The organism is Nocardia thraciensis, assembly GCF_054782435.1.
This window is the reverse complement of the sequence record NZ_BAAGSM010000023.1, coordinates 216299-228375: the sequence shown is the minus strand read 5'-3', so window position 1 is coordinate 228375 and position 12077 is coordinate 216299. Positions and strand designations below refer to the sequence as shown.

11 protein-coding genes are annotated in these 12077 nt (G+C 69.2%); 8 read left to right on the top strand and 3 right to left on the bottom strand.

The annotated features are described in order from the left end of the window. The first annotated feature begins 4 nt into the window (after positions 1–4). Both ACYVLQ_RS14795 and ACYVLQ_RS14790 read left to right on the top strand, forming a co-directional pair. Positions 5–1141, top strand: coding sequence for a sulfotransferase family protein (locus ACYVLQ_RS14795; protein ID WP_460698021.1), 1137 nt, complete (start codon positions 5–7; stop codon positions 1139–1141). A gap of 76 nt (positions 1142–1217) precedes the next feature. Beyond that, a complete protein-coding gene (locus tag ACYVLQ_RS14790; protein ID WP_460698020.1) occupies positions 1218–1670 on the top strand; it encodes a MaoC family dehydratase in 453 nt (150 codons plus the stop codon). Here the strand turns inward: ACYVLQ_RS14790 and trpD are convergent. Continuing rightward, on the bottom strand, positions 1667–2722 hold the full coding sequence (gene trpD, locus ACYVLQ_RS14785) for an anthranilate phosphoribosyltransferase (RefSeq protein WP_460698019.1): 1056 nt from the start codon (positions 2720–2722) through the stop codon (positions 1667–1669). The two genes, ACYVLQ_RS14790 and trpD, sit on opposite strands and share 4 nt — an antisense overlap. A 246-nt stretch (positions 2723–2968) precedes the next feature. On the opposite strand from trpD, the gene ctaE reads away from it, so the two are divergent. The 4 genes from ctaE to qcrB all read left to right on the top strand — a co-directional run bounded on the left by ctaE (position 2969) and on the right by qcrB (position 7323). Next, positions 2969–3580, top strand: coding sequence for an aa3-type cytochrome oxidase subunit III (gene ctaE, locus ACYVLQ_RS14780; protein ID WP_460698018.1), 612 nt, complete (start codon positions 2969–2971; stop codon positions 3578–3580). A 70-nt stretch (positions 3581–3650) separates the two neighbouring features. Continuing rightward, the gene (qcrC, locus tag ACYVLQ_RS14775; protein ID WP_460698017.1) at positions 3651–4532 is read left to right on the top strand and encodes a cytochrome bc1 complex diheme cytochrome c subunit; all 882 of its coding nucleotides are present in this window, start codon (positions 3651–3653) and stop codon (positions 4530–4532) included. A gap of 20 nt (positions 4533–4552) precedes the next feature. Further along, on the top strand, positions 4553–5698 hold the full coding sequence (qcrA, locus tag ACYVLQ_RS14770; RefSeq protein WP_460698016.1) for a cytochrome bc1 complex Rieske iron-sulfur subunit: 1146 nt from the start codon (positions 4553–4555) through the stop codon (positions 5696–5698). Next, positions 5695–7323, top strand: a complete 1629-nt coding sequence (gene qcrB, locus ACYVLQ_RS14765) for a cytochrome bc1 complex cytochrome b subunit (RefSeq protein WP_460698015.1) — start codon at positions 5695–5697, stop codon at positions 7321–7323. The genes qcrA and qcrB overlap by 4 nt, the downstream gene beginning before the upstream one ends. A 50-nt stretch (positions 7324–7373) precedes the next feature. On the opposite strand, the gene ACYVLQ_RS14760 is transcribed toward qcrB, so the two are convergent. Both ACYVLQ_RS14760 and ACYVLQ_RS14755 read right to left on the bottom strand, forming a co-directional pair. After that, positions 7374–7649 carry an Lrp/AsnC family transcriptional regulator gene (locus tag ACYVLQ_RS14760; protein WP_460698014.1) on the bottom strand — a complete coding sequence of 92 codons (276 nt, stop codon included), beginning with the start codon at positions 7647–7649 and terminating at the stop codon, positions 7374–7376. A gap of 59 nt (positions 7650–7708) precedes the next feature. Beyond that, positions 7709–9616 carry a DEDD exonuclease domain-containing protein gene (locus tag ACYVLQ_RS14755; protein ID WP_460698013.1) on the bottom strand — a complete coding sequence of 636 codons (1908 nt, stop codon included), beginning with the start codon at positions 9614–9616 and terminating at the stop codon, positions 7709–7711. A 551-nt stretch (positions 9617–10167) separates the two neighbouring features. On the opposite strand from ACYVLQ_RS14755, the gene ACYVLQ_RS14750 reads away from it, so the two are divergent. Continuing rightward, positions 10168–10770: a C40 family peptidase gene (locus ACYVLQ_RS14750; RefSeq protein ID WP_460698012.1), complete on the top strand. Its 603-nt coding sequence runs from the start codon at positions 10168–10170 to the stop codon at positions 10768–10770. 281 nt (positions 10771–11051) lie between these two features. Then, on the top strand, positions 11052–12059 hold the full coding sequence (locus ACYVLQ_RS14745; RefSeq protein ID WP_460698011.1) for an NlpC/P60 family protein: 1008 nt from the start codon (positions 11052–11054) through the stop codon (positions 12057–12059). Positions 12060–12077: the final 18 nt, after the last annotated feature.

Below are 12077 nucleotides of genomic sequence, written 5' to 3'. Positions count from 1 at the left end.
CGCTATGACCACCCGCACCGACGTAGGCACGGTCGAGGATCTGCACGCCTCGGCAACCAAAGCCTGCGGCCTGACCGATTTCGGTTCCCGCGACTACCACGAGGCCCTCGGCATCCTGCTCGAGAGCTATCGGCGCGATGCCGACCTCACCGAGCTGGGCAGCAAGATGAACCGCTACTTCCTGCGCGGCGCCCTGGTGGCTCGCGCGCTGAGCGAGGCCTCCTGGAAGGCCAATCCCGGCTCTGCCGAAACCCCGGTCACCAGGCCGATTTTCGTCACCGGGCTGCCCCGCACCGGTACCACCGCGCTGCACCGCCTGCTGGCCGCCGACCCCGGCCACCAGGCGCTGGAGATGTGGCTGACCGAGTTCCCGCAGCCCCGACCGCCGCGCGAGACCTGGGCCGACAACCCCGTCTACCGGCAGATCGACGCCGGATTCGCCCAGCATCACATCGAGAATCCCGAGTTCATGGGCCTGCACTACATGACCGCCGCCGAGGTCGAGGAATGCTGGCAGCTGTTGCGGCAGACGGTGAAATCGGTGTCCTACGAGTGCCTTGCCTACCTGCCCACCTACTCGCGGTGGCTGCGGCAGCAGGACTGGACCGACGCCTACGCCCGCCACCGCGGCAACCTGCAGCTCATCGGCCTGGGTGACGAGCGCCGCTGGATCCTGAAGAACCCCAGCCACCTGTTCGCGCTCGACGCGCTCATGGCCGTGTACCCGGACGCCCTGGTGATCCAGACCCACCGCGACCCGGCCACCGTGCTGGCCTCGGTGTGCAGCCTGTCCGAACACGCAGCGCGCGGCTGGTCGCACACCTTCACCGGCTCCCGGATCGGCGAGAGCCAGCTCGAGCTGTGGTCCCGGGGACTGCACGAATTCACCACGGCGCGTAAGCGTTACGACCAGGCGCAATTCCTGGATATCGACTTCACGGACCTGCGCGCCGACCCCCTCGGGACCGTCGAAGCCATCTACCGGGCGTTCGGCATCGAGTTCACCGACGCCGCCCGCGCGGCGATGTCCGCCCTCGACGAGGAGAGCCGCACCGGCGACCGCAGGCCCGCGCACCGGTACGACCTGTCGGACTACGGCCTGACCGAGGACCGGATTCGAGACGAGTTCCGGCTGCCCTGATAAGGGTATGGGACTGTAGGGGAGTCGCCGTGGCACGGTACAAGGTCCGCCAGCGAGAACCGAAGGAGCGCTTCACATGACGGATTTCGCCGATCTCGAGGAGCTGAAAGCCGCGGTGGGCGCCGAGATCGGGGTCAGCGACTGGCTGCGCGTCGAGCAGGACCGCATCGACACCTTCGCCGAGGCCACCGGCGACCACCAGTGGATCCACGTCGATCCGGACCGAGCGGCCGCGGGCCCCTACGGCCGGACCATCGCGCACGGCTTCCTCACCCTGTCACTGTCGGTGCCGCTCGCCAACCAGGCCGCCACCGTCGGCGGCATCCGGATGGGAATCAACTACGGCCTCAACAAGGTTCGCTTCATCACCCCGGTGCCCTCCGGCGGTCGCATCCGTGCCCGCGTCACCCTTGACGCGGTGCGCGACATCCCGGGCGGCCTCCAAGCCGAGCGCACCATCACCATCGAACTGGAAGGCGCCGACAAGCCCGCCTGCGTCGCCGAGAGCATCGCCCGATATCTGTACTAGTCCGAACCGAGTTCGCTGGTGAGGACGATCCAGCGGTCCAGCAACCGCGTCGCCGCACCGCTGTCGACGGCGTGCGCCGCCCGGTCCACGGCCCCGCCCAGCGCGTCGTGGATGTCCTTGTCGGCGGTCTCCGGGGTCAGCTCGTAGGCGACGATGGCGGCGGCCGAGTTCAGCAGCACCGCATCGCGGACCGGACCCGGCTGACCGGCCAGCATATTGCGCGCGATGACCGCGTTCGCCTCGGCGTCGCCGCCGCGCAGCGACTCCTGGGACACCCGCGGAATACCGATCCGGGTCGGGTCGATGGTGGTCTGCGTGAGATGCCCGCCGGTGACCACCCACGCGGTGGTGGTGTCCGCGGTGGTGATCTCGTCGAGCCCGTCGTTACCGCGCACCACCAGCGCGTTGTTCCCGCGCTCGGCGAACGCGCCCGCGATGACCGGGAGCAGGTCGGGGAACGCGCAGCCGATCAGCCCGGCCTGCGGCTGTGCCGGGTTGGTCAGCGGGCCCAGCACATTGAACACGGTCGGCACGCCGATCTCCTTGCGGGCGGGACCCGCGAACCGCAGCCCGGAGTGGAACAGCGGCGCGAAGCAGAATCCGATACCGACCTCACGCACGCAGCGCGCGACCGCCTCGGGTCCCAGGGCGATGCGCACGCCCAGCGCCTCCAGCACGTCCGCGCCGCCGCTCTTCGACGAGGCCGCCCGGTTGCCGTGCTTGACCACCGGAACTCCGCTGGCGGACACCACGATCGAGGACATGGTGGAGATATTGACGGTGCCCGACCGATCACCCCCGGTACCGACGATGTCGACCGCCCGGCCCTCGAGCGGCACCCGCCGGGCGTGGCCCAGCATTCCCGCCGCCAGACCGGACAGCTCCGAGGCCGTGGGGCCCTTCATCTTCATCGCCACGCCGAACGCGGCGATCTGCGCCTGGGTGGCGTTGTCGGAGAAGATCTCGTCGATGGCCCACGCCGCCTCGTCCGTGGTCAGGTCGACCCCATCGGTGAGGGCCCCGAGGATCTGGGGCCAGGTGCGCGCGCTCATCACTGTCTCCTGTCGCGATTTCCGCTTGCCAGCAGCCTAGTGGGGTGGGGCGTTTTCTCGCGCCCCTGGTCGCGGGGCCACTCGAGACCCTGGTCGCGGCGCCCGCGTACCGCCTCCGAGCTGCGCATTCGCGTGACACGCCGGAGGCGTGGCGAGACCCACTCTCGCCGTGGGATTTCCGACACGCGACAGTAAGTTTCGTACCCGGCTACGCCTGTCGTACTACGACGAGTCATACTTACCCGCGTGACGACCGCAGTAGGCACCCCAGGATCGGCCATTACTCAGCGCGTGCACTCGCTGAACCGGCCCAACATGGTCAGCGTCGGAACCATCATCTGGCTGTCGAGCGAGCTGATGTTCTTCGCCGGGCTGTTCGCCATGTACTTCGTCGCCCGTGCCCAGGCCCATGGCAACTGGCCGCCGGAGCCGACGGAGCTGAACCTGAAGCTCGCGGTGCCGGTCACCGCGGTGCTGGTCGCCTCCTCGTTCACCTGCCAGATGGGCGTGTTCGCGGCGGAGAAGGGCGACGTGTTCGGGCTGCGGCGCTGGTACGTCCTCACCTTCCTGATGGGCGCCTTCTTCGTCGGCGGTCAGGGCTACGAGTACATCAACCTCGTGCACGAGGGCACCACCATCTCGGGCAGCGTGTACGGCTCGGTGTTCTACATCACCACCGGTTTCCACGGTCTGCACGTCATCGGCGGTCTCATCGCGTTCATCTTCCTGCTGGTGCGCACCAAGGCCAGCAAGTTCACACCGGCCCAGGCCACTGCGGCGATCGTCGTCTCCTACTACTGGCACTTCGTCGACATCGTGTGGATCGGGTTGTTCGCCACGATCTACTTCGTCCGATAGGGACGCCTACGCTCTTCGACGAGCACCAGCCCAAGCATCAGTCGGTTCCGTCTACTCCAAAGGGACACAGATGAGTTCATCTCCCCCGTCAGCGCCAGATCCCGTCAGCCCCGGGGTCGGCAGCGCTCGGAATAACCAGGCCACCAAGACCCGCAAGCAGCGCCGGACGCGCCGCAAGGTCGCGGGCGGCATGGTTCTCCTGATGGGTCTTGTCGGAGCCGGATTCGCGGCGTCCGCGCTGACCCCGGACGCGCAGGTAGCGACGGCGAACGAGGACAAGTCCGCGATCATCCGCGAGGGCAAGCAGATCTACGACACCTCCTGCATCACCTGCCACGGCGCCAACCTGCAGGGCGTGCAGGACCGCGGCCCCAGCCTGATCGGCGTCGGCGAGGCCGCCGTCTACTTCCAGGTCTCCTCCGGCCGCATGCCCGCCGCGGCCAACGGCGCGCAGCTCGAGCGCAAGCCACCGAAGTTCGACGAGCGGCAGACCGACGCGCTGGGCGCCTACATCGCGGCCAACGGCGGCGGCCCGACGGTCGTGCGCGACCCGAACGGCGAGATCGCGCAGGAGTCGCTGATCAAGGGCGGCGACCTCGGCCGCGGCGGCGAGCTGTTCCGGATGAACTGCGCGTCGTGCCACAACTTCACCGGCAAGGGCGGCGCACTCTCGTCCGGTAAATTCGCGCCGCCGCTCGGCCCCGCCAGCGAGCAGCAGATCTATACCGCGATGCTGACCGGCCCGCAGAATATGCCGAAGTTCTCCGACCGCCAGCTGACGCCGGAGGAGAAGCGCGACATCGTCGCCTACGTGAAGGACCGCACCGAGTCCAAACCGGAGGGCGGCTACGGCCTCGGCGGCTTCGGCCCCGCGACCGAGGGCCTGGCCATCTGGGTGGTCGGCATCGTGGCGCTGGTCGGCTCGGCGATGTGGATCGGATCCCGCTCATGAGTGATAAGGAGCAAAACGACATGGGCGCGCCTGCTGACGGCAAGCCGGGGGACGACCTGAACCCCACCGAGGAGCAGCTCGACGCGATGTCGCAGTCCGAGCTGGTCGAGCTCGGCACCAAGCGCGACGGCGTCGACGTCGCCTACCGCGCCCCGCGCTGGCCGGTTCCGGGCACCCGCGCGGAGAAGCGGGCCGAGCGGCAGGTGTCGCTGTGGTTCGCGATCTCGGCGATCTCGGCCCTCGCACTGATCGGCGTCTTCCTGTTCTGGCCCTGGGAGTACAAGAGTCGGCACGAGGACGGTGCCGGGATCTATTCGCTGACCACCCCGCTGTACGGCATCACGCTGGGCGTGGCGGTGCTGGCGATCGGCATCGCGGTGGTGCTGATCCGCAAGAAGTTCATCCCGCCGGAAATCTCCATCCAGGATCGCCACGACGGCAAGTCCGACGAGGTGGAGCGGCGCACGCTGGTCGCGCAGCTGAAGGACGCGGGGGAGACCTCGACGCTGGGCCGCCGCAAGATGATCACCCGCACCGCGGGCCTGGGCGTGGGCGTGCTGGGCATCGGCGCGCTGTTCCTGTTCGTCGGCGGCCTGGTGAAGAACCCGTGGGCCAAGGGCGACAAGTCGCCGCTGTGGGTGTCGGGCTGGACGCCGGACTACCCCGGCCAGACCATCTACATCCGCAAGGACACCGGGCGCCCCGAGGACATCGTGCTGGTGCGGCCGGAGGATCTCGACGCGGGCGCCATGGAGACCGTTTTCCCCTGGAAAGAGGAGTGGCGCGGCGACGAGCACGAGACCCTCGAATCGCTGCGCGGCATCCGCAACGCGGTCATGCTGATCCGGCTGCGCACCGAGGACGCGCAGAAGGCGATCAAGCGCAAGGGCCAGGAGAGCTTCAACTACGGCGACTACTTCGCATATTCGAAGATCTGCACCCATCTGGGCTGCCCGACCTCGCTGTTCGAGCAGCAGACCAACCGGATCCTGTGCCCCTGCCACCAGTCGCAGTTCTCGGCCACCGAGTGGGGTAAGCCGGTCTTCGGCCCCGCCGCCCGCGCGCTGCCGCAGCTGCCGATCACCGTCAATTCCGAGGGCTACCTGGTCGCCGCGGGCGACTTCATCGAGCCGCTCGGCCCGGCCTACTGGGAGCGTCGTTCATGAGTTCTAAAGCGGCCGCGCAGGCCAACGAAATGGACGAGCGCTACCACATGGCGGCATTCGTCAAGCGGTCGATCAACAAGGTCTTCCCGACCCACTGGTCGTTCCTGCTCGGCGAGATCGCGCTCTACGCCTTCATCATTCTGCTGCTGTCGGGCATCTACCTGACCCTGTTCTTCGATCCGTCGATGAGCGAGGTCGTCTACAACGGCGCCTATCAGCCGCTGCGCGGCGTGACCATGTCGCGGGCGTTCGAGACTGCGCTCGACATCTCCTTCGAGGTGCGCGGCGGGCTGTTCGTGCGGCAGGTGCACCACTGGGCGGCGCTGCTGTTCGCGGCGTCGATCATCATCCACCTGTTCCGCATCTTCTTCACCGGCGCGTTCCGCAAGCCGCGCGAAGCGAACTGGGTGATCGGCTCGCTGCTGCTGATCCTGGCGATGTTCGAGGGCTTCTTCGGCTACTCGCTGCCCGACGACCTGCTCTCGGGCACCGGCCTGCGGGCGGCGTTCTCGGGTATCACGATCGGCGTGCCGGTGGTCGGCACCTGGCTGCACTGGCTGATCTTCGGCGGTGACTTCCCCGGCGACATCATCGTGCCGCGCCTGTACATCGCGCACGTGCTGCTGCTGCCCGGCATCATCCTGGCGCTCATCGCGGCGCACGTGGCGCTGGTCTGGTACCAGAAGCACACCCAGTTCCCCGGCCCGGGCCGCACCGAGAAGAACGTCGTGGGCGCCCGCATCGTGCCGGTGTTCGCCGCCGACCAGGGTGCGTTCTTCATGTTCACCCTCGGCATCGTCGCGATCATGGGCGGCGTGTTGCAGATCAACCCGATCTGGAACCTGGGCCCCTACAACCCCTCCCAGGTGTCGGCGGGTTCGCAGCCGGACTTCTACATGATGTGGACCGACGGCATGGCGCGCCTGATGCCGCCGTGGGAGCTGTACCTGGGCCGTTACACCATTCCGGCGGCGTTCTGGGTGGCGTTGATCATGGGCCTGGTGTTCACGGTGCTGATCGCCTACCCGTGGATCGAGAAGCGCCTCACCGGGGACACCGCCCGCCACAACCTGCTGCAGCGGCCGCGGGACGTGCCGGTGCGCACCGCGATCGGCGCCATGGCGATCACCTTCTACCTGGTGCTGACCCTGGCCTGCGTCAACGACATCATCTCGCTGCAGTTCGACATCTCGCTGAACGCGACGACGTGGTTCTTCCGCATCGCGCTGCTGGTGGGCCCGCCGATCGCGTACTTCCTCGCGTACCGGATGTGTCTGGGGCTGCAGCGCAGTGACCGGCAGGTGCTCGAGCACGGTATCGAGACCGGTGTGATCAAGCGGCTGCCGCACGGCGAGTACATCGAGGTGCACCAGCCGCTGGGCCCGGTCGACGACCACGGCCATCCGATTCCGCTGGAATACCAGGGCGCCCCGGTGCCGAAGAAGATGAACAAGCTGGGCTGGGCGGGCAAGCCGGGCCTGGGCTCGTTCCTCAGCGCGGATCCGGCGCCGCAGGCCGACCAGCTCACGGCCTACGAGCGCGAGGAGCACCACAAACAGTTGGAGATCCTGGCCGAGTACCAGGAGCAGAGCAGCGGCGAGGGCAGCGGCAAGCACGACCACTGACCTCCACAGCCAAGGCCCCGAGTCGAAACCGACTCGGGGCCTTCGCTTTTCTACTCGCCGATGGAGAAGCCCGCTTCGACGTCGGCCCGGGAGTAGGACTTGAAGGCGATGTGGGTGGCGGTGCGCAGGACGCCGGGGGTCTTGTTGACCCGGCCCGTCACCACCTCGGCGATCTGCTCGTGGTCGCGGACCCGCACCACCGCGATCAGGTCGACGTCTCCGGCGCACGAATACACCTCGGCGACCCCGTCGAGATCGGCCAGCGCCTGCGCGGTCTCGGGAATGCGGGCGGCCTCGGCGTGGATCAATACGATCGCGGTAATCATGCCGCCGAGTCTATTGCCCGCCCCGACGCCCGCGGCGCAAACAACCCGTGCCCTGTCGGTCAGGTATGGGCGAGGTAGTCGTGGGCGGCGGTTTCCGTGCGGGTGGCCGCCTCGGCGCGCTCTAGCCAGCGCAGCCAGGGACCGGCGCCTAGGCGGGGCTCGTGGTAGCCGTCGGTGGTGCGGACGATGCGGGTGCCGGGTTGTTCGAGCCAGCGGGCGATGAGTGCCGTCTCCTCTGGCGAGGCGCCGCGCAGCGGGGGATAACGCGGGTCGGCGAGGAGATTGTCGGCGTCGGAACCGAGATCGAGCGGTAGCCCGAGTGTCCCGGATCCCGGCGGCGCGGTCCTCGCTACGGACGCTGAACTTGTCGGCGATGCGGTGCGGTCCGATACCGTCTCGAGTCGCGCGGGGACCACGGTTTCGGCGGCGGCGACGAGGGATTCGACCACGGGCATAGGGGAGATGCCGCGGGCGGCGGTGCCCGCGGCGGCGAGGCGGCCGTAGCGGACCACCGCGAACTCCCAGCCGCCGGAACCGTCGGGCCGCGCGGCGATCAGTTCGGTGATGCGGGCCAGGGCGGTCAGTCGCTGGGTCTTCCGCAGTGCGCGCACGACCGTGGTGAGGTGGTCACGCAACCGTGCGGCGGCCTCGAAATGCTCTGCGGCGGCGTAGGTTTCGATTCGGCCCCGGATGGCGCGCAAGGCCGCGTCGTCGCCGCCGGTGAACAGCTCGCGCACCGACCGGGGCGCCGATGCGTAGTCCGTCGCGTCGCGGAGTTCGCCCGTGACGCCCGCCGGGCAGCCGCCGATCGCCGCGGGCGGGCAGTCGGCGCCGTGCCGTCCGTGTCGCGGTATCCGCGTCGTGCAGGTGCGCAGCCCGCAGTACTCGGCGACAGTGGCGGCGATCTCGGCGGCATCGGCGCGGGAGCCGAACGGGCCCAGCGCGTCCCAGGTCGGTGTGCGGGTGATCGCGAAGCGGGGGAAGGGCTCGGCGGTGAGCGTGAGCCACCACGCCCGCCTGGGAAATTTCGACCGCCGATTGTAGGGCGGCGCGTGCGCGACCAGCAGCCGCAGCTCCCGCACCCCGGCCTCCAGCCCGTGCGCGCACCGCACGTGGTCGACCCGGGTGGCCAGCGCCACCATTTCCCGCATGCGCGTGCGGGTCTCGGATCCGGTGAAGTAGCTGCGCACGCGGCGCCGCAGATGCACGGCCGTCCCTATGTAGAGGACCTCCTCCGACGGCCCGCGGAACAGATACACCCCGGGCGCGGCGGGTAGGTCGGCGGCGAGGAAGCGTTTGGAGCGCTGCCGGCGGCTCACCTCGGGCAGATAGTCGACCAGCTCGGTCAGGCTGTGCACGCCCTGATTGCCGACCCGCTCGATCAGCGCGTGCAGCACGTCCACGGTGGCGCGGGCGTCGTCCAGCGCGCGGTGCGTCGGGCGGGTGGACGCGCCCAGCAGTTGCGCCAGCGCCGACAGCCGCACGGTGGGCGCCTCGTCGCGCGCCAGGATGCGCCGCGCCAGCTGCACCGTGCACAGCACCTGGAAGGCGGGCCAGGTCGCCGCGCACCGCGCCGCCGCGGCCTTCAGGAATCCGGTGTCGAAGCGGGCGTTGTGCGCGACCAGCACCGAGCCCGCGGCGAACTCCAGGAATCCGGGCAGCACCGCGTCGATACGCGGCGCCTCCATCACCATGGCCGTCGTGATCCCGGTGATGTGCACGACCTGGGGCGGAATCGCGCAGCCCGGGTCGACCAGGGTGGCGAACTCGCCCAGCACCTCGCCGCCGCGCACCTTCACCGCACCGATCTCGGTGATCGCGTCCCGCTCCGGGCTGGTGCCGGTGGTCTCCAGGTCCACGACCACGAACGTGGTGTCGTACAGCGGCGTATCCAGGTCGTCGAACGCCAGCTGGGCGGGACGGGGCGCGACGGACCCTGACGTCGCATCGAACGCGGTGTCGGGCACGGCGGGCAGCGTAACGACGAGGTCCGACACATACGCCGCGACGAGGCAATTGCCTGAAGTCCCGGTCGAAAGTCCGGGCCTCGGGGCGCGAAGTGCCGGAATCCAAGGAAATGTGACCAGGGTCACATTCATGCGTAAACCGGATCAATTCGCGGGACTTCGCGGATAACGACCGGGCGCTGCCGCGGGCATGCTGCACCGCGTCGCGGCGGGTGGTCACAGAATGCGGACTGATCGGTCGCCTTTAAGGCGTGAGGATCCACCCGACATGCTGATTTCCCGAATTACCGCGGTGTAAACCTCTGAGCGGCACGCCGGTCGCGGGGCTCGGCAGCCGACGGCAAACACCCTGGTAGCCGTCTCGTGTTATCGTTTCGTGATTGGTGTGAGATATGTCGCACGCAGTGCCGTCCACCAATCTTGTCCAGCCCCGTTTCGCTTGTTCGCGGCTTTACAACGCACCGTTATGTGCTCGTAATCTTCCTGAGACCTCACGGAGTCCGACGCACCACCGGGTGCGGCGTCGTGGGGCGGATGAGGAGTACCGCATCATGGCGAACAAGCGACAGGGCCAGGGGCGCATCGCACACCGGGCCGTGGCTGCCGGAGCCGTTGGCGCAGCCACCCTCAGCGCACTGCTGCTCCCCGCGGCGCCCGCCTCGGCGGCGCCGGTCACCGTGCCGGGCGTCGGCACCGTCGACGTGCCGGACCAGATGCTCGCCGCGATTCCGCCGGGCGCCATCCCGCCGGGCGTGCTGCCCCCGGGCGTCGAGTTGCCGGGCGTCGGTCCGGCCCCCGCCCCGCAGGCGCAGTCGGCGGGCCAGCGCGCCGCCGATGCCGCGATGACCCGCGTCGGCACGCCGTATTCCTACGGCGCCACCGGACCGGACGCCTTCGACTGCTCCGGCCTGGTGAAGTGGTCCTACGAGCAGGCGGGCGTGGATCTCCCGCGCACCAGCCAGGCCCAGGCCGGGGCGGGCACCCCGGTGTCGATGGACGATCTGCAGCCCGGCGACGTGGTGTCGTTCTATGGCGGCGGCCACTCCGGCCTGTACGTCGGCGACGGCAATGTCGTGCACGCCTCCACCTACGGCCAGCCGGTTGCCGTCGCGCCGATCTCCTCGATGCCGGTCGACGGCGCCAGCCGCTACTGAGATCGGTCCGACGGAACGGCGCCGGACGGGCGGGTGCTCGCGCGACAGCGTGGTCCAGCGAGCCACCTGCCCGAGCCGGTCGTGATCATTTCGTGGCCTACTGGACACGGACGGTAGCCGTTCCGTAACCTGATCGAGACCTTCGTGATTTCCGCGTGGCAGGTTCCGCGGACACCGCATCGGACTTCAGCGAGAACGGGGCACGGCAGGCAGTGACTGCGCATCACCGCAACAATCGAACCAGACGCCTGGTGGGTGGATCCCTGGCGGTGGGAGTCCTGGTGTTCGGAGGTGGTACCGGCGGCGCACCGGCCGACCCGGTCGCCGCCCCGACCAGCGCCAACGACGCCGTGCAGCAGCTGATCGAGCTGTCGCACCAGGCCGAGCAGCTCAACCAGCAGGCGCTCGCCGCCCAGTCCGACCTCGACGCGAAGCAGGCCGCGGCCGCCGACGCCGACGCCAAGCTGGCGAGCGCCACCCAGGTCGTCGACGCGGCGCAGGCGGAGGTCCGCAAGTTCCAGCCCGCCATCGACCGCACCGCGGTGGCCGCCTACCAGGGCGCCCGCACCAACCGGCTGTTCTCGGTGCTGGTCAGCAATTCGCCGCAGCAACTGCTGGACCAGATGTCCACCCTCGACGTGATGTCGACCCAGACCGCCGTCCAGGTCTCGCAGTACAAGAAGGCTACCGACGCCGCCACCGCGGCCCAGGCCACCTCCCGCGCCGCCTCCGACGCCGCGCGCACCGCCGCCCAGCAGGCCGACACCGTCCGCACGGATCTGGAGCGCAAGCGCGCCGACCTGCAGGGGTCGATCGCCCATGTGATCGGGGCCTGGGGTCAGCTGTCGGCGGGCGATAAATCCGCGCTGGCCGGATCGCTGTTCCCGCCCGGCTTCGACCGCGACCGGCTGCTCAACGGCCTAGTCCCCGGCAGTGGCACCAGCGCGCTGGCCGCCGGGCTCACCCGCATCGGCGACCCGTACGTCTGGGGCGCCACCGGCCCCGACCAGTTCGACTGCTCCGGCCTGGTCCAGTGGGCCTTCCACCAGGTCGGCATCAACGTGCCGCGCACCAGTCAGGCGCAGGCGTCGGTCGGCACGCCGGTGAGCAAAGGCGACCTGCAGCCCGGGGATGTGGTCTTCTTCTATCCCGACATCACGCACGTGGGGATCTACGCGGGCAACGGCCTGATGCTGCACGCCTCGACCTTCGGCGTTCCGGTCGCGGTGGCGCCGATGGACTCGACCCCGTATAACTCCGCACGGCGTTACTGGAAGGGCATGTCGTAATCACACCGAGGTGAGCCG